At 70.9% G+C, this 17,893-nt stretch carries 11 protein-coding genes; 4 read left to right on the top strand and 7 right to left on the bottom strand.

Annotated features, from left to right (window positions below; all coding sequences use genetic code 11):
* Nucleotides 1-11: 11 nt before the first annotated feature.
* On the bottom strand, nucleotides 12-2,237 hold the full coding sequence (locus TR33_RS13010; RefSeq protein WP_014911184.1) for an MMPL family transporter: 2,226 nt from the start codon (nucleotides 2,235-2,237) through the stop codon (nucleotides 12-14).
* A gap of 138 nt (nucleotides 2,238-2,375) precedes the next feature.
* On the opposite strand from TR33_RS13010, the gene TR33_RS13015 reads away from it, so the two are divergent.
* Both TR33_RS13015 and TR33_RS13020 read left to right on the top strand, forming a co-directional pair.
* A complete protein-coding gene (locus tag TR33_RS13015) occupies nucleotides 2,376-3,167 on the top strand; it encodes a TetR/AcrR family transcriptional regulator (RefSeq protein ID WP_017535674.1) in 792 nt (263 codons plus the stop codon).
* A 544-nt stretch (nucleotides 3,168-3,711) separates the two neighbouring features.
* Nucleotides 3,712-4,539 carry a neutral zinc metallopeptidase gene (locus tag TR33_RS13020; RefSeq protein ID WP_084570250.1) on the top strand — a complete coding sequence of 276 codons (828 nt, stop codon included), beginning with the start codon at nucleotides 3,712-3,714 and terminating at the stop codon, nucleotides 4,537-4,539.
* Nucleotides 4,540-4,546: 7 nt separating this feature from the next.
* On the opposite strand, the gene TR33_RS13025 is transcribed toward TR33_RS13020, so the two are convergent.
* The 4 genes from TR33_RS13025 to TR33_RS13040 all read right to left on the bottom strand — a co-directional run bounded on the left by TR33_RS13025 (nucleotide 4,547) and on the right by TR33_RS13040 (nucleotide 10,378).
* Complete coding sequence (locus TR33_RS13025) at nucleotides 4,547-5,965, bottom strand: FAD-dependent oxidoreductase (RefSeq protein WP_017535672.1); 1,419 nt, start codon at nucleotides 5,963-5,965, stop codon at nucleotides 4,547-4,549.
* A gap of 55 nt (nucleotides 5,966-6,020) precedes the next feature.
* A complete protein-coding gene (dxs, locus tag TR33_RS13030) occupies nucleotides 6,021-7,949 on the bottom strand; it encodes a 1-deoxy-D-xylulose-5-phosphate synthase (RefSeq protein WP_042283309.1) in 1,929 nt (642 codons plus the stop codon).
* Between the two features lie 360 nt (nucleotides 7,950-8,309).
* The gene (locus tag TR33_RS13035; RefSeq protein WP_017535671.1) at nucleotides 8,310-9,080 is read right to left on the bottom strand and encodes a sulfite exporter TauE/SafE family protein; all 771 of its coding nucleotides are present in this window, start codon (nucleotides 9,078-9,080) and stop codon (nucleotides 8,310-8,312) included.
* Between the two features lie 38 nt (nucleotides 9,081-9,118).
* Nucleotides 9,119-10,378 (bottom strand): styrene monooxygenase/indole monooxygenase family protein, encoded by a 1,260-nt coding sequence (locus TR33_RS13040; RefSeq protein ID WP_017535670.1) that lies wholly within the window; start codon nucleotides 10,376-10,378, stop codon nucleotides 9,119-9,121.
* 461 nt (nucleotides 10,379-10,839) lie between these two features.
* Here TR33_RS13040 and TR33_RS13045 point away from each other — a divergent pair, with 461 nt between their 5' ends.
* Both TR33_RS13045 and TR33_RS13050 read left to right on the top strand, forming a co-directional pair.
* Nucleotides 10,840-11,436, top strand: a complete 597-nt coding sequence (locus TR33_RS13045) for a uridine kinase family protein (protein ID WP_017535669.1) — start codon at nucleotides 10,840-10,842, stop codon at nucleotides 11,434-11,436.
* Between the two features lie 243 nt (nucleotides 11,437-11,679).
* Nucleotides 11,680-13,191 carry an AbgT family transporter gene (locus tag TR33_RS13050; RefSeq protein WP_017535668.1) on the top strand — a complete coding sequence of 504 codons (1,512 nt, stop codon included), beginning with the start codon at nucleotides 11,680-11,682 and terminating at the stop codon, nucleotides 13,189-13,191.
* A 65-nt stretch (nucleotides 13,192-13,256) separates the two neighbouring features.
* On the opposite strand, the gene TR33_RS13055 is transcribed toward TR33_RS13050, so the two are convergent.
* Together TR33_RS13055 and TR33_RS25700 are read right to left on the bottom strand one after the other, a co-directional pair.
* Nucleotides 13,257-15,419, bottom strand: coding sequence for a serine/threonine protein kinase (locus tag TR33_RS13055; RefSeq protein ID WP_042283312.1), 2,163 nt, complete (start codon nucleotides 15,417-15,419; stop codon nucleotides 13,257-13,259).
* 215 nt (nucleotides 15,420-15,634) lie between these two features.
* Nucleotides 15,635-17,881: a serine/threonine-protein kinase gene (locus tag TR33_RS25700; protein WP_052358157.1), complete on the bottom strand. Its 2,247-nt coding sequence runs from the start codon at nucleotides 17,879-17,881 to the stop codon at nucleotides 15,635-15,637.
* Nucleotides 17,882-17,893 lie beyond the last annotated feature (12 nt).

Here is a 17,893-nt window from a genome sequence, read left to right on the forward strand (position 1 = left end):
AGGGCGGGAGGTCACACCCCCGAGGTCATCCGCTCGCGCTCACGTTCCCGTTCCGGAAGCGCGTCGGAGGGCTCGTCGTCCCCGCCCTCGGAGATACCGATCCGGTCGTGCAGCCATCGCAGTGGACGGGGCAGCCACCAGTTCCAGTCACCCAGGAGCCTCATCGTGGCGGGGACCATCACCGCCCGGACCAGGGTGGCGTCCACCAGGACCGCGATCGCCAGACCCACGCCGATGATCTTCAGGAAGAGCAGACCCGAGGTCCCCATCGCCAGGAGCACCACGCCCAGCAGGAGCGCGGCGCTGGTGATGATCCGCCCGGTGCGCTGCAATCCCAGGGCCACCGACCTCGTGTTGTCCCCGCTGCGCAGGTACTCCTCGCGCACCCGGCTGAGCAGGAACAGTTCGTAGTCCATGGCCAGCCCGAAGGAGACGATCGTGATGAGGACCAGGTAGGTGGGGTCGATGGTGCCGACCGCCTCGAAGCCCAGCAGGGCGGAGAAGTGCCCCTCCTGGAAGCCCCACACCACCACGCCCAGGGAGGCGCTCAGGGACAGCGCGCCCATGAGCACCGCCTTGATCGGCAGGACGAGAGAGCCGAAGGCGAGGAAGAGCAGCGCCAGCGTGGAGCCGACGATGAACGCGACGGTCTTGGGGGCGTTGTCGACGATGGCGTCCAGGTTGTCCCACTGCATCGCGGCCACACCGCCCACGAGGGTCTCCTCCGCCCCCTCCGGCCCCGGTTCGGCGCGCACGTCGCGCACGAGTTCCTGGACCTCGGGATCGTCGGTGGCTCCCTGGTAGACCACCTCCACGTGGGCGATGTCCTCGCCCGTGCGCTCCAGGCCGGAGCGCACGGTGCCGGGCAGCGCGTCCAGGCGTTCGACGTACTCCTCCAGCGCCGCCTCGTCGGGGTCGCCGACGACGGCCACGTGCAGCCGGCCGACCTCTCCGGCGGGGAAGTCCTCCCCCAGAGCCTCGGTGCCGATCCGGGCCGGAGCGTCGACGGGGAGGTAGCGCTGATCGGTGGAGCCCAGGTTGGTCGCGGTGAGTCCGGCCCCGAAGGCCACCAGCACGCAGGCGACCGCCACCAGGGAGACGGCCGGTCCTCGCATGACGGCGCGGGCCAGGCGGGCCCAGGCCCCGGCGTTCTCGTCGACGATCCCGGTGACGGTGCGGCGCGGCAGTGGCAGCCTGAACCGGTCGATCCGATGGCCGACCACCGACATCAGCGCGGGCAGGAAGACCAGGGCGGCGATGAGGTCGAAGACGACGACGGCGATCCCGCCCCAGCCGATGGACTTCAGGATGGGCTGAGGGAAGAAGAGCAGGCCGGCGAAGGCGATGCCGACGGTGATCCCGGAGAAGGCGACGGTCCGCCCGGCGGTGTCCACGGTGCGCCGCACCGCGTCGGCGATCGCGCGCCCCTTGTTCAGCTCCTCGCGGAAACGGCTGACCATGAACAGGCCGTAGTCGATGGCCAGTCCCAGCCCCAGGAGGGTGGCCACGTTGATGGCGAAGACGGAGACCTCGGTGACCTGGGTGAGCAGGCGCAGGACCGTGAGGGAGCCCAGGATGGCCAGCCCGCCGACGGCGAGGGGGATCAGGCCGGCGACCAGGCCGCCGAAGATCAGGACGAGGAGGAAGAGCAGGAGGGGCAGGGTGACGAGTTCGGCGCGGACGATGTCGCTCTCCGCCGTCTCGGACAGCTCGTGTTCGACCGCGATGGAGCCGCCCAGGTGGGTTTCGAGGGGGCCGGACTCCAGGACCTCGGCGACCTCGTCGAACTGCTCGAGGCGCTCGTCGTGGGTCCGTCCACTAAGGGTGATCGGGACGTAGGTGGCGTGCATGTCCTCGGAGACGAGGATGCCGCGCTCGATCTCCTCCAGGTCCTCGTCGAGGTAGAGGTCGCGGTCGGCCACGGAGTCCTCGGGGAGGGCGTCGACGACGCGTCGGACCGCCTGGGCGAAGGTGGGGTTGTCCACCTTCATCTCGTCGCTGCGGAAGACGGCGATGACGTCGATGTCGGTGTGGCCGAGCTCCTCTTGGAGGACGTCCATGGCCCGTGAGGACTCCGAGCCCGGATCCTCGAAACCGCTCTGTCCCACGTCCTTGAAGACGCCGAGCCCCCACACCAGGGAGAAGACCGTGAACAGGACCGTCAGGGCCAGGATCCACCGTCTCCCCCGGTGCGCGCCGAGTCCCAGCCGGCCGAAGAACCCCGTGTTCGTCGACATACACGCCCCTTCGAGCGAACATCCATCATGTTGGTTAACGGTGTTCACTAAAGCGTGCGCCCATTACGCTGTCAATGTCGTCGGCGGGCACCGAACAGTGCCGACGCCACGGAGTCGAGACGGGATGTACCTCTGAAGATGACGAAACCGCCGGTCACCAGCGACCCGAAGACAGCGGGCGCGCCCAGCCGTCGCGAGCGAGTGAGGGAGGCCACACTCGGCGAGATCAAGGGGATCGCCCGCCGACACCTCGTGGAGCACGGGGTCGCCGGCGTCTCCCTGCGCGCGGTCGCGCGCGAGATGGGCATGACCGCCCCGGGCCTGTACCGCTACGTCTCGGGGATCGACGCCCTCCTGGTGGCCATCACCGCCGACATGTTCGACGAGCTCGCCGAGGCCGTCGCCTCCGCCGACGCCTCGGCCCCGCCCCAGGACACCGAACTGCGGCTGCACCGGGCGTTGCGGGCCCTGCGCGCGTGGGCGATCGCCCACCCGGCGGAGTTCTCCGTCATGTTCGGCCCGCGCTCGCGTCTGGACCCCGACGCCGACATCACCCCGGCGTTGGAGGCGGGCAGCCGGTTCGGCTCCACCTTCTTCGCCCTGTTCGAGCGCCTCCTCCAGGAGAAGGACATCCCCTTCCCCGCGGAGGAGGAGATCGACCCCGATCTGCGCGTGGAGTTGAACAGTTTCGCCGACACCGTGGGTCTGGCCGTCCACGACGTCCCCGTGGGGGCCGCCCTGGTGTTGACCACCTGCTGGGTCCGCGTCTACGGCGTGGTGTGCATGGAGGTCTTCCAACACCTCGACTTCGTGATGCGCGACATGGAACCGCTCTTCGAGTCCGAGCTTCAGAACATGATGACGGGCCTGGGTGTGCGCTACCGGCCGGTGGAGGAGGGCGAGGGGACGAGCACTCGCACGGCCGGTTGACCCCATACTGGGGATAAGCGGCACTCGCCGGATTCGTGGGTACGAAACCGACATGCCCTATCCCTGTTGGAGCGACGACGAGGACGGCACTGTGGACGACCGAACCGGTGACACGGCCGCCCAGGGCCCCCTTCCCGGCCCGGACCGGCACGGCGACCACCCCGCCCCGCCCTCTCCGGCGATCTCTCGCGCCCAGGGAGACACACCCACCCCCGAGGCCACATGGGCGCCCACCGACCCCGCCACGGCCGTTCCAGGGACGTACGGGCCCCATCGAGGGACTCCGGTCGACCCACGCGCGGTCGCCCCCGCGGGCCCCCCGCCGGCGGGTCCTCCTCCGGCCTTCCCTCCCCCGTTCCACGGAGCGGGCGCCACCCCTGCCCCCGGGTCCGGATACCCGACCGGACCGTACGCCACGTACCCCCACCCCCATCACGCCCCCGCGCCCTGGACGGGGCCGCCGGGCGGAGGCCCCCCTCCGCGGGCCTGGTACGGCCTTCCCGCCCAACGGGACCAGAGCGGAACGATCCTGTTCCTGTCGTGCGTGGCCGCCGTGGTCGCGGTCGTCTCACTCGTCGCCGGGGTGTCGATCGTGGTCGTGGCCCCTCGACAGCCCGACACGCCGAACGGGGTGGACGTGGCCACGGTCAGGAACGACGACCTGCGCGCGCGCCCGAACCGGGTCGACGTCGACCTGATCGACCATCCTCTCTACGGCGTCGCCATGCCCCCGCCCGTCGACTGCGCTCTCCCTCCTCTGGACGTCGACTCCGACGCGTCCTGGGAGGCCTTCGCCTCCGAGGCGGGGACCTGCCTGAACGAGCTGTGGATCCCGGTGATGGACGAACTGCGACTGTTCCCCGACCTGCCCGAGATCACGGTGACCGAGGAGACCTTGGACACCGACACCGAGGACGCCTTCACCCTGGCCTACTACGAGAGCGACCGGGGGCTGATCACCGTCGTCCTGCCCAACGTGCGCGAGGTGTCGGAGTTCGTCCCCGAGGACGAACAGGAGATCGTGTGGCTCGCCCTGATGGGCCACGAGTACGCCCACCACGTCCAGCACGCCACCGGCATCCTGAACGTCTCCCACGAGCTGCGTCGGACCGCCGGGAGCCAGGCCGACGAGTTGGAGACCCTGCGCCGCACCGAACTCCAGGCCGAGTGCATGGCCGGGGTCGGACTGCGCGGCCTGACCGACCCCGACGGTGACGCGCTGGACGTGGTCAACCGCCACTTCAACGAGGGAGGCGACCTGGACACCCACGGGAGCGCCGCCAACCGCGACCACTGGTTGCGGGCCGGTTGGGAGGGCACGACCGTGGCCGGGTGCAACACCTACGACGCCCCCGTGGAACGGGTCGCCTGAGCGGGGCTCAGTCCTCGCCGAGCGCCCTGCGGTGGGCCTCCCAACCGCCCAGCTTGACGCGTTCGCCGCGCTCCAGTTCGGCGGCCAGGCGTCCCTCGGCCTCGTCGATGCGCAACCAGCCCTCGTAGTCCCCCACGGTCAGGCCCCGGTCGGCCAGGACCTCGGTCAACTCGACCGGCTCGGGCAGGGCCGAACGCAACGCGTCGGCGTCGGAGAGCAGCGAGCGCACCGTCCCCGCGGCGTCGGACTTGTTGGTGCCGATCACCCCCGTCGCACCGCGCTTGATCCATCCCGCGACGTAGTCCCCCGGGACGGCGTCTCCATGCTCGTCCAGGACCCGACCGTCCCGCTGCGGGACCGTACGACCGTTCTCGTCGAAGGGGACCCCGCTCAGGGGGACGCCGGCGTAGCCGACCGAGCGCAGCACCATTCCGACGTCCAGCACGGTGTGCTCCCCGGTGCCCTCCAGCCGGCCCTGGTCGTCCAGACGGGTGCGCTCCACCCGCAGGCCGCTCACCCGGTCCTCGCCGAGGACCTCCTCCGGGCGGGACCAGAAATGGAACTCGACCCGGCGGGGCCTGCCCTCCGGCGTACGTTCGGCGCACTCGCGCAGCAGTTTGAGGTTGGTCCGCGCGGCGCGCGAGACCGAGCGCGTGGCCGGGTCGCCGGTGCCGACCCGCGCCGGGTCGATGTCGACCTGTTCGGGACGGACCACCACGTCCACGCCGGGGAGCTCCAGCAGATCGCGCAGCTCCGGCGCGGTGAACTTGGCCTGGAGAGGGCCGCGACGGGCCAGAACGTGGACGGTGCGCACCCGACTCCGGGCCAGCACGTCCAGGACGGGCTGGGGGATGTCGGTGTGGCGGAGCTCGTCTGCGGTCTTGACCAGGATGCGGGCGACGTCGAGGGCGACGTTGCCCGCGCCGACCACGGCGACCTCCTCCGCGTCCAGCACGAACCGCTCCACCGCGCTGTCGGGGTGTCCGCAGTACCAGTTGACGAAGTCGGTCGCGGCCACGCTGCCGGCCAGGTCCTCGCCGGGCACGCCCATACGACGGTCGACGGAGGCCCCGGTCGCGTAGACCACGGCGTGGTGGGAACGGGCCAGGTCGGCACGGGTCAGGTCGGTGCCGAACTCGACCCCGCCGACGAAGTCCACGTCGGGATGTTCGAGGATCCGGCGCAACGCCCGGGCGACGCCCTTGATCTTGGTGTGATCGGGGGCCACGCCGTGGCGCACCAGTCCATAGGGGGTGTAGAGCCGGTCCAGGACGTCGATCCGGACCGGTACCCGACGCTGCCGGGTCAGGGCGTCGGCGGTGTAGACCCCGGCCGGACCGGAGCCGATGACGGCCACCCGGAGCGGGGAGGCCTCCTCCGTGTCGGTCCGGTCCGGTCGCTGCTGCTCGGGTTCGGGAGAGGTCATACGACCATTCTGGCAGCACCGGAGGAACACTCCGGTGCCGCCGTGAAAAGCGTGGTCAGGCCGTCTCGTCGGCCAGTTCCCGCGTGGTCCGGGTGCCCTCGCCGCGACGGGAGACCGTCTCGGTGAGCCGGCGCGACAACTCCTGCGGGGTCAGACCCTGCCGCTGGAGGATCCGGTCGCGCTTGGCGTGGTCCAGGAACTCCTGCTCGATGCCGAAGGTGCGCACGGGCACGTCGACCTCGTGGTCGCGCAGCAGACGGGAGACCGCGTCGCCGACCGCGCCGGTCCGGCCGTTGTCCTCCACCACGGCGACCACCGAGTGCTCGGCGGCCTCGGCCACGAGGGCCTCGTCCAGGGGCTTGACCCAGCGCGGGTCGATGACGGTGACGCCGATGCCCTGGTCGGCCATCCGGTCGGCCACCTCACAGGCGACCTGGGCCATGGTGCCCACGCCCACGATCAGCAGGTCCTTGGACAGGCCGCCGTCGGCGGGCCGACGCAGCAGGTCCATGGTGCCGACCCGACCGATCTCGGGCAGTTCCTCGGCGACGGCGCCCTTGGGGTAGCGCACGACGGTGGGGGCGTCCTCGACCGCCACGGCCTCCCGCAGCAGGGAGCGCAGTCGGGCGGCGTCGCGCGGGGCGGCCAGACGCAGACCGGGAACGACCTGGAGGATGGACAGGTCCCACATGCCGTTGTGGCTGGCGCCGTCGTTACCGGTGACACCGGCGCGGTCCAGACAGAAGGTGACGCCCTGCTTGTGCAGGGCCGCGTCCATGAGCACCTGGTCGAAGCAGCGGTTGAGGAAGGTCGCGTAGACGGCGACCACCGGGTGCAGGCCGTTCATCGCCATACCGGTGGCGGCGGTGGCGGCGTGCTGCTCGGCGATACCGACGTCGAAGGTCCGTTCCGGGTAGACCTCGGCGAACTTGTTCAGACCCGTGGGATGGAGCATCGCGGCGGTGATGCCGACGATGTCCTCGCGCTCGCCGCCCAGCTCGACCATCGTGTCGGCGAAGACGGAGGTCCACTTCTCGACCTTGGGGCCGGGCTTGGCCTTACCCGTGTCGACGTCGAAGGGACCGGGGGCGTGGAACTGGTCCTCGTCGTGGTTCTCGGCCGGGGTGTAGCCCTTGCCCTTCTGGGTGATGACGTGGACGATCGCGGGGCCGCCGAAGTCGCGGGCCCGGCGCAGCGCCTTCTCCAGCGCCTGCTCGTCGTGGCCGTCGATCGGGCCCAGGTACTTCAGCCCCAGGTCCTCGAACATGATCTGCGGCTGGATGGTGTCCTTGATGCCCTTCTTGAGGCCGTGCAGGGCCTCATAGAGGGGCTGGCCGACCACGGGGGTGCGGTTGAGGGTGGTCTTGGCCAGGTCCAGGGCCTGCTCGTAGCCGGGGTTCATCCGGAGCGAGGCCAGGTGGTCGGCGAGACCGCCCTTGGTGGGCGAGTAGGAGCGGCCGTTGTCGTTGACGACGATGACCAGACGCCGGTTCTTCTTCTCGGCGATGTTGTTGAGGGCCTCCCAGGCCATGCCGCCGGTGAGGGCGCCGTCGCCGATGACGGCCACCACGGTCCGGTCGGTGCGGCCCTGGACCTCGTTGGCCTTGGCCATGCCGTCGGCGTAGGACAGGGCGGTCGAGGCGTGGGAGTTCTCGATGAAGTCGTGCTCGGACTCGGCACGGGAGGGGTATCCGGACAGACCGCCCTCGGACTTCAGGTCGGTGAAGTCGTGACGGCCGGTGAGGACCTTGTGCGCGTAGGCCTGGTGACCGGTGTCGAAGAGGATCGGGTCCTTGGGGGAGTCGAAGACCCGGTGCAGGGCGATGGTCAGTTCGACCACGCCGAGACTGGGGCCCAGGTGTCCGCCGGTCTGCGCGCAGGACTCGATCAGGAACTCCCTGATCTCCCGGGCCAGCACAGGGAGCCGGTCGGCCGAAAGCCTTTTGAGAGCTTCCGGATTGTGTATCGACTCGAACAGTGTCACTGTCTCGTCAGTCCCCTCGTCCCGCGTGTCCGCTTACGTTTGCCGTGAACGGCCTCTGACATGGGCCGCACTTGGCCACCGGCAGGTATACATACCCGAGTTTATGGGCCTTCGTCCACGGGTCCCACATGGAACCCCCGAGGCCGAGGCCCCGACGGTATCCGAAGGAAGGCGCCCGTGTCCCCCGGTCGAAGTACCACGAACGTTCCCGTCCACCCACCGGTTTCGGCGTAGATTACTCTCTTTTGCCGTCACCGTTACCGATGGGATGGACCAGAGCGGGACGAACCCTCCCCTACCGGCCCCGATATCGCGCTGTGAGGCTTCGCACCACACGAGCGGCCGGCACCGGGCCGTCTCCTAGCCGAACACGGCCTGCGCGAGGAGACCGAGCGCGGAGAGGGTCACCACCGTCAACAGACCGATCCGCAGGCGGGCCGGATCCACCCAACGCCGGACCCGGTTACCGAGGAAGAAGCCCAGGCCCACGAAGGGGATCGCGACGATCCCCGCGGCGACGGTGCGGGTGTCGATCTGACCGCCCGCCCCCAACGCGACGAGCGAGATCAGCCCGCCGCACAGGAAGAAGGCCGCCAGGGTGGCGCGTACCCTTTCGGGCGGCTCGTTCTGGTAGACCAGCGCCATCGGCGGGCCGCCCACCGAGGTCGCCGTGCCCGCGAACCCCGAGACGAGCCCGGCCGTGACCAGGGAGACCGGGGTGACGCGCACCTTGAAGGCCCACACGGTCAGGATCACGGCGAGCAGCACCATGACCCCGACGAACCCGGCCAGCATGCGGGGTTCGAGCACGGCCACGACCCAGACGGCCAGGACGGTGCCCGGGACCCGGGCCGGCAGCCCCCAGACCAGACCGCGCCAGTCGATGTGACTCCGGTCCTGTACGAGGGTGAGCACCGGCAGGACGATGACGGTGATGAGCAGGGACCCCGGCATGAGCGTGGGATCGAGGAAGGAGATGACCGGCGCGGCCACGAGGCCGAGGCCGAGACCGACCATGCTCTGGACGGCGGCCCCGGCCAGGACCGCGACCGCCGCGACGAGCAGGAAGACCCAAGGGTCGATCTGACCGAACAGGGCATGGTCGGTGGGTGTGAGGAGATCAGCGAACATGAGGAGGCGAGGCTATATCCCGCCCTACCCGATCGGGATCAGGAGATAGGAAGGTGGGACGAACCGGTCGCGCACCGCACCGAATCCACGTACTCCATCGCCCGCTCGGGGTGCAGGAACCAGTCGATGAGCCCGCCCGGATCGCTGAAGGAGTCGGCGAACCGGTCGGCCGTGGGCCGGTGCCGCTCGGCCAGTCGGTACAGCTCCCACACATGGGGCGGACCGGACAGCATCACCCGGCTCCACGCCGTGACCTGACGGGCGTGGTGCCAGTAGGCGGCGAAGGCCGAGCGCATGAACGTCTCATCGAAGGGGCGCCGACCGTGGTCGACGATGGCGCGCCGGTAGACCTCGGCGCACAGCGACGCCATGTTCGCCCCCTGCGCGGTGATGGGGTCGTTGGCGACCACGGAGTCGGCCATGCCCAGGACGACGTTCCCTCCTCGCAGGTGGGCGACGGGTTCGCGCACCGTCGGCGCGTAGCCACCGGACAGGGTCGCCCCGGAATCGGCCGGGCGGGCCTCGGCGAAGCGCTCGTACTCCCAAGGGGCGTGGTGGCGCAGGACGTCCAGGATCCCCGCCAGGATCTCCTCTCCGCTCGCCCCCGCGCCCGGGATCCGGTCGAGCGGGCCGCCCGGCACCGCCTCCACCATCACCGCCTGACAGGGGCCGACCAGGGAGAGGGTGGGCAGGGAGAACACCTCCCCCGCGCCCGGCACGGCGGTCCGGGACAGGACCCCGCCGACCGGATGGGCCTCGGCGCCGGTGACGTAGGCCAGGGACAGGGAGCGCTGCGGCGCCCGGAAGGGGGAACGTCGCTCGTCCCGGGGGAAGATCCGCGCGAGCTCGCCCCGTCCCGCCGCGACCACGACCAGCTCGTAGTCCCACCCCACCGTCGCGAGGTCCTCCACGGACACCCGGTGGCGGAGGAAGCGGCCTCCGCCCTGGACGAACACCCTCAGCCAGGCGGCCAGCTTCAGTCGCTGGTCCACCGACTGCGCCGGCTCCTCCAGGCGGCCCACCCAGTCGACCTCGGGTTCGGGGTCGCCGTCGGGGCGGGCCACCCGGACCCCCACACCGGTGATGGCGGGGGCCCGGTCGTCCCAGAAGGACAGACCGTGGCGGCGTTCACGGCGTAGGGCCGGGCCGAAGAGGCACTGGGTGGACATCACCCGTCCCGTCTCGGTCTCCTCCGGCCCCCTCGGGTCGACCAGGGTGACGTCGTAGTCCTCCGCGAGCAGGCCGATGGCCAGCTGGAGTCCGGACTGTCCGGCTCCGACGACGAGGATCCTGCGCATCTCTCTCCTTAGTACCCCCACCCCGTCGAGCCGCGGCCTCATGTGCCCGGCCCGCGGGTTCCGGGCATGACCGACCGGAGGTCGTCGTGATCGTGTACGACGTCCCCGTGTCGGCCGGTGGCTTTACGGGGCGAAGCTAGCAGCGCCCTCTGAGGCGCGGATTCCGCCCCTGACCTCGGGACTCTCGCCTCTACGGTGGCCGGGACCAAGGACCCGGGACCTCGTGGCGCTCCGCCCGTCTCCCGGTTACGGAGGTCGAGGGCGGCCCTACGCGGTGTTCTCGCAGGTGGAAGGCGCCGCAGGCGCTTCCCGAACCCCGCCGGGCGGAGAACGGGGAACGAACCCGAGGGAACACGGTCCCGACCGGAGGGTGTCCTCGACGCGCACACGGACGTCGTCCGCGAAAAGCGACACGGTTCACACCGGCACCCCGGGCCCATGATGTTCCCTAGGCTTCGGGCATGGAGAAGGTGAGCACCGATCGGGACGGCTGGGCCGTATGGACGGCCGACCTCGTGACCGGAGCGCCCCGCCGGGAGGGCTCGGTCCGGATCGTGGCCGTGGAGGGCCGTTCCGGCTCGGGCAAGAGCACGGTCGCCGAGCGGTTGCGCGCCGCTCTGGTCGCCCGGGGAGAGCCCGCCGCAGTGCTGACCATGGAGGACCTCTATCCGGGGTGGGCGGGGCTGTCCCGGGCCTCGGAGCTGCTCCGGGAGTGGATCCTGCTGCCCTTGGCGGAGGGACGCCCGGTGGTGTGGCGGCGTTACGACTGGGAACGGGGCGGGTTCGGTCCCCCGATCCCGGGGCCTCCCGAGGAGGTGGCCGGGGGCGGCACCCTCGTGGTGGAGGGCTGCGGGTCGGGAACCGGTGTCGTGGGCGACCTGGTGGACGTCCTGCTGTGGGTGGAGGCCCCCACGTCCGAACGCGAGCGCCGGCTGGCCGCCCGTGAGGACTCCGATCTCTACGCGCCCTACCGAGGAATGTGGGCGAGGCAGGAGGAGGACGTCTACGCGGTCGATCCGCCGCGCGACCGGGCGGATCTGGTGGTTCTCAACCGCTGACGTGGGAAGGGATACCCCGAAGAGCCTCCCCCGCTATGGTCACACCATTGACCCGGTCATGGTTCACTGTCACCTGCACCACAAATGCGTTTCGAGACATTTGACCACACACAGGCCACTTGTCGGGTTCCCTCGCGCGTGTCCCGCCCGAGCCCGTTCCCGTGAACCACAAGGCCTCTGGCCTTCTTAGGAAGACCGTTGACCACAACACAGAACGGGTCTCCCAAGACCCCCACCCGCAGGATGCGACTGACCCTCGGCGTCCTCTCCGCCATCGAACGCGTCGGCAACAGGCTGCCCCATCCGTTCTGGCTCTTCGTCATCATGGCGGGCCTGGTCGTCCTGGCCAGCGCCCTGCTCGCCGCCCTGAACGTCTCGGTCGTCTCACCGGCCGACGGCTCGACCATCGCGGTCCGCAGCCTGCTGAGCCCCGAGGGCCTGCACTTCATCGTCGGCGACGCCGTCGCCAACTTCGCGGCCTTCCCACCACTGCCGCTGATCGTCTCGGTCATGATCGGCGTCTCGGTCGCCGAACAGAGCGGCCTGGTCACCGCGGCGCTGCGCGGCAGCGTCACCCGGGTACCCAAGAAGCTGCTGACCTTCGCCGTCGTGCTCACCGGCATCAGCGCCAGCGTCGCCTCCGACGCCGCCTACGTGGTGTTCATCCCCTTGGCCGCCATGGTCTTCAAGGCGGTGGGACGCAGCCCCGTCCTCGGCCTCGTCGTCGGCTTCGGCTCGGTCAGCGCCGGATACAACGCCGCGCTGACCATCACGCTCACCGACGCCCTGATGTCGGGCATCAGTACGAGCGCGGCCCAGATCATCGACCCCGGCTACGTGGTCAACCCGCTGTCGAACTTCTTCTTCACGTTCGTCTCGGCCCTCTTCCTCGCGGTCGTCATCACCCTGCTCACCGAGCTGGTCCTGGTGAAGCTCACCGACAAGGTCCAGGAGGACGGCGACGGCGAGACCGGCGACCTCGGCTCCATGCTCCTCACCGACGAGGAGCGCAAGGGCATGCGCCGCGCCGGCCTCGCGCTCGTGCTCTACCTCGGCGCCCTGGCCGCGATCGTGCTCCCCCCGTCGTCGCCGCTGCGCGGTGAGGACGGCGGCCTCCTCAGCTCCCCGATGCTGACCGGCGTGGCCGTGGTCCTGGCGGTCGGTTTCCTCATCGTCGGCATGGTCTACGGACGTACCGTCGGCACGATCCCCACCATGGCCTCGGTGCCGCCCGCCATGGCCGTCGGGGTCCGGGAGCTGGCCCCCGTCCTGGTGCTGTTCTTCGCCGCGGCCCAGTTCATCGCCTACTTCTCCTGGTCGGGGATGGCCGACGTGATCGCCGTCTCCGGAGCCGACATGCTCGACTCCCTCGGCGTGCACCCGGTGCTGTTCTTCATCGGCTTCCTGCTGCTGGCCACCACCCTGAACATCTTCATCACCAGCGGCTCGGCCCAGTGGGCCCTCATCGCCCCGGTGTTCATCCCGATGTTCATGCTCATGGGCGTCAGCCCCGAGACCACCCAGGCGCTCTACCGGATCGCCGACTCGGCGACCAACATCATCAGCCCGATGAGCGCCTACTTCATCCTGGTCCTCGGGCTGCTTCAGAAGTACCGCAAGGACGCCGGGGTCGGCACGATGATCTCGCTGACCCTGCCGATCAGCATCACGGTGTTCGTGAGCTGGTCGCTGTTCTTCTTCCTCTGGTGGGGGCTGGGCATCCCCCTCGGCCCGGGCACCCCCTACACCTACTAGGGACCGGCCGCCGCACGAACGAGCCCCCTTCCGGAAGAGGTCCGGGGGGGCTCCTCGCGTTCGGATCAGGCCCCGGTGTGCGGCCGGGAGCAGATCCGGCGCGCCCTCTCCAGGTCCTGATCCATCCTTCGCAAAGCCTGCCCGGTGTGGCGCAACACCGTGGGCAACACGTTCGACCTGCGCCGTTCAGCGCTCCGGACACGGCCGTCCTCGGCCATGCGGACGACCAGCAGGACCATGAACGCGAAGCCCGCGAGGGCCGCGACCGTCAAGAGGAACCCTCCGAGCCCCGGGCTCGGCCCGGCCGCCGCACCAGCGCCGACACCACACGAGGCGATCGCCAGGAGGGGCAGGCACAGCAGAGCCGTGTCGTGCCTGGATCGCCAGGTGTCACGCTCCACCAGGTGTCGCTGCTCCCCCTTGCGCGCCTCGAGTTCCCTGAGCAGTTCACGGCGTTGTCCGGTCATGGAGACGATGACCCCCAGCACACCGTAGACGGCGGCGGCGCTTCCGGCGCGGTCCGCGCCGGAGGTCGCCTCCACACGTGACCACAGGGCCCGGATCCACGCTCCGGTCTCGGGGCCGGCCCCGGCCCCGGGATCGGGGGCGAGCACGGTCTCGGGACGTAGGAGGAACACCAGGGCCAACGCCGGATCGACCCGGGCCGGCACATCCCGCCAACCGTCCAGGTTCTCGATGAGTTCCCGTTGAAAGTCCAGCCCCGCGCGTTCCGCGCGTTCGACGTCACGCGCCAACGAGGCGAGGTGGGCGGAATCCCCGCCCCCGTGCCGGGACATTTGGAACAGGACCTGTGGCCGGGCCGTCATGATCAGTTCGTTGGCCCGAGGGTCCCCGCTGACCAGGGGTGTCGGGTCGTGGAAGAGCGCCGCCAGCCCCTTGATCGAGGCGTCGTGACCACGGAACCTCGGCGGCAGCTCCGGGGCCGCCTCGGCGATGAAGGTGGCCAGGGCGAGGTTGACGTCGCGTACCTCACGACGGAACAGGGCCCGGTCGACCCTGGTGTCGCCCAGGTCGTGCATCACCCAGGAGCCCAGGGCCGCGAACTCCTCGGGGTCGGCGAAGACCCGCAGGGCCTCGACCCAGTTCCTCTGGAAGGCCGCCGCCAGCTCCTCGATACCGACGAAGCGGGTCCCGCCGAAATGGTAGGGCGGCACCCCGCCCCGAGGGCCGCTCGAGGCTCCCCACGCCCCCGAATCGGCCCTTCCCTCCCCATGCGGGGGCCGCGGGGTCGACCGTTCCTCCCTGGGCGGCGGGGTCCGGTGTCCTCCGGACGGGGGAGGCGGGGCCATATGCGCCGCCTCCGGCCCGGCCACCGGGTCGGGCCGCTCCATCCGGGTATAGGACAGGGTCGGGTCCGGCCGGGGCGCCCCCTCCGTCTTCGTGGGCGCGACACCGCTCGGCGCCGAGCCCGCGACCAGGTGTCCGAGCAGGTCCCGGGCCTGCGGTCGTGCCTTGGGGTTCTTGCTCAGGCAGGCCAGGATCGTCTCCAGGAGTGGCCCGGACAGGTCGCCGGTGTCCGGTTCCCCGGACAGGATCCGAGTGATCCGGGAGGCCTGGGTGGGGCCGGGGAAGGCCTCCCGTCCGGTCGCCGCGAAGACCATCACGGCGGCCCAGGAGAACACGTCGACCGGGGCTCCGATCCGCATACCCTCCAACTGTTCCGGAGCCATGTAGCCGACCGTTCCGACGATCCCGCTCGCGGTGACGGAGGTGGACTCCACCGCCCGGGCGATCCCGAAATCGATGACCCGGGGGCCGTCCGGCGCCAACATGATGTTGTCCGGCTTCAGATCACGGTGGACCACGCCCACCGCGTGGATCGCCGCCAACGCCGTCGCCGACGACACCGCCAGACGCTGAAGGTCCGCTCCGGTGCGGGGTCCGTCCTCGGTGACCGCCTGTTGAAGGGTGGGACCGTCGATGAACTCGGTGGCGATCCAGGGCTCGTCGGCGTCGGGATCGGCGTCCAGGATCGCCGCCACGCAGAACCCGCTCACCCTCCGGGCCTGCTCCACCTCCGCGGCGAAGCGGCGCCGCATGTCCGCGTCGGCGGCCCAACTCGCGTGCAGCAGCTTGACCGCCGCCCTGGCTCCGTCCTCGTCCTCGCCGAGGAACACCTCACCGAACCCGCCGCGGCCCAGCCGCCGGAGCAACCGGTAGCGACCGACCGTACGTCCGGGGTCGACCCTCTCCGTGGTCTCGTTCACGAAGCGGCCTCTTCTCCTGTTGTGCTCTTTCAGGGGGGACCGCGCGAGAGGGTCGCGCGGCCGAGCGCCTTCGGAGGTTCCGGGCGTCGTCTCCCGTCCGTGCTCCAGGGGGACACCGACCGACGCGGAACCGTACCGGGCGCTCCGATACGAAAGGTCCGAGAGGGCCGACCGAAGGAACACCCGCCCGAACGGTGTTCGGGCGGGTGTCGTGGTCAGCCTGAGGTGATGCGCCTGGCCCGTTCCAGGTCGGCGCGGATGCGTCCGACCCCCGAGTCCAACTGCGGCAGCTGTTGGCGGGAGTTGTGGAGTTCCATGACCCGCTGGGCCCGCCGGGCGGCGTTACCGCACATGACCGCGTTGGTGACGTTGATGCTGAGGGACGCCACCAGGGCGAGCAGTCCGAGCCCGAAGAGGAACTCTCCGAAACCGCCGCCGTCGGCCAACTTCAGGACGAAACCGATCGGCAGGGCGACGATGGCGTACTTGCACCAGCGCGCGGCCCGCTGCATCCGCTGTTGGAAGAGCACCTTCTCCTCCAAGGCCTCATGGGTCCCGGAGACCTGGGAGTGGCGTTCCTCCCAGTACCTGCGCTGGCGGGCCAGCGCCTGGACGGTGCTCATGGCGCCGTGGACGGCGGCGGCGTACCCCGCGGAGTCGGGGAGGTCGGCCGCGATCACCCGACGCCAGAGGATGTCGATCCACTCGGCGACCCCGCCGTCACCGCCGTCGGCGGGCTGGACGATCAGCTCCGGGTGGAGCAGGAAGGCCATGACCAGGGCCGGGTTGACGGTGGAGTGGGTCGAGCGCCACCCCTCCAGTTCTCGGGAGAGCTCCTCGTACAGGGCGGTGCCGACCCGTTCGGCCCGGTCCAGGTCCTCGGCCAGCCTGCGGTGGGCGCCCGCCTCGGGGCCGGTGTGGGCGTCGAGGATCCGCAGGAGTTCGGGGCGGGCCAACAGGGCCATCTCGTTGGCCAGCGGAGCCCCGGTGAGCAGGGGGCGCGGGTCGGCGAACAGGGCGCGCAGGCCCTCCATGGAGGCGTCCCGCCCTCGGAAGGTCGGGGGCAGGTCGGGGCGGCTCTGCGCGATGAAGGAGGCCACCGCGAGGTTGGCGTCACGGACGTCCCGCCGGAACAGGGCCCGGTCGACGGTGGTGTCGCGCAGGTCGTCCATGATCCAGGCGCCCAGGACGGCGCGTTCGGCCGGGTTGTTGAAGATCTGGACCGCGGCGCCCCAGTCCTCGCGCATGGCCTCGGCCAGGGAGCCCGGGTCGTGGAAGCGGGCTCCGGCGAAGTGGTAGGGCGGAAGCGTCCCGCCCCGGGCCGGGACCGGGGTGTGGGACCGCGGGGCCGAACGGTAGGGCTCGGCCGTGTCCGGGGCCCGCTCCGGGAGGAGGGGCGGCCCCGAGGGCGGCGGCGCCTGGGAGAGCGAGCGCGGTGGTGCGGCGTGGGCCGCGGGGACGTCCGCTCCCGCGACCCTGGTCGGGTCGACCCGCGCCACCCGGGTGGGGTCCACCGGCGCGGCGTCGGCGTTCGAGGGCGGGGCGACCCGCGTGGGGTCGACGCCCACCCGGGTGAAGGCGTCGGGTGAGGGGGTGACCGTGGTGGCGTCGTTCCCCTCCGGGCCCCGGGTCGGGTTCCGGTGGCCGCCGTCCACGAGCGGGCCGGCGATGAGTCGGCCCATCAGGGTGGCGGCGTCGGGCCGGGCCTCGGGGTCCTTGTCCAGACAGTCGCGGAGGATCTCGGCGAAGGGGCCCTCCAACCCGTCGAGGTCGGGGCCTCCGCTCAGGATGCGGGCGATCCGGGAGGCCTGGGTGGGGCCGGGGAAGGCCTCCCGCCCGGTCGCCGCGAAGACCATCACGGCGGCCCAGGAGAACACGTCCACGGCCTCGGTCAGGCGGGCCCCCTCCAACTGTTCGGGGGCCATGTAGCCGATGGTCCCGACCACGCCGCTGGCGGTGACGGAGGTGGCCTCCACCGCCCGGGCGATCCCGAAGTCGATGACCCGGGGGCCGTCCGGCGCCAACATGATGTTGTCCGGCTTCAGATCACGGTGGACCACGCCCGCCGCGTGGATCGCCGCCAACGCCGTCGCCGACGACACCGCCAGACGCTGGAGCTCCACGCCGGTACGCGGCCCGTCGGCCTCCACCGAGGCCTGGAGAGTGGGACCGTCGATGAACTCGGTGGCGATCCAGGGCTGCTCCGCCTCTGGGTCGGCGTCCAGGATCGCCGCCACGCAGAACCCGCTCACCCTCCGGGCCTGCTCCACCTCCGCGGTGAAACGGCGGCGCATACCCTCGTCGCCCGCCCAACTCGCGTGCAGCAGCTTGACCGCCGCCCTGGTGCCGTCCTCGCGTTCACCGAGGAACACCTCACCGAACCCGCCGCGCCCCAGGGACCTCAGCAGCCGATAGCCGCCGACCACGCGCTCCCGCGTGTCCTGGTTCTGGGGATCGTCCACAGCCCGCCCCGT

Source organism: Nocardiopsis alba (assembly GCF_000710955.1).
GTDB classification, from domain to species: domain Bacteria; phylum Actinomycetota; class Actinomycetes; order Streptosporangiales; family Streptosporangiaceae; genus Nocardiopsis; species Nocardiopsis alba.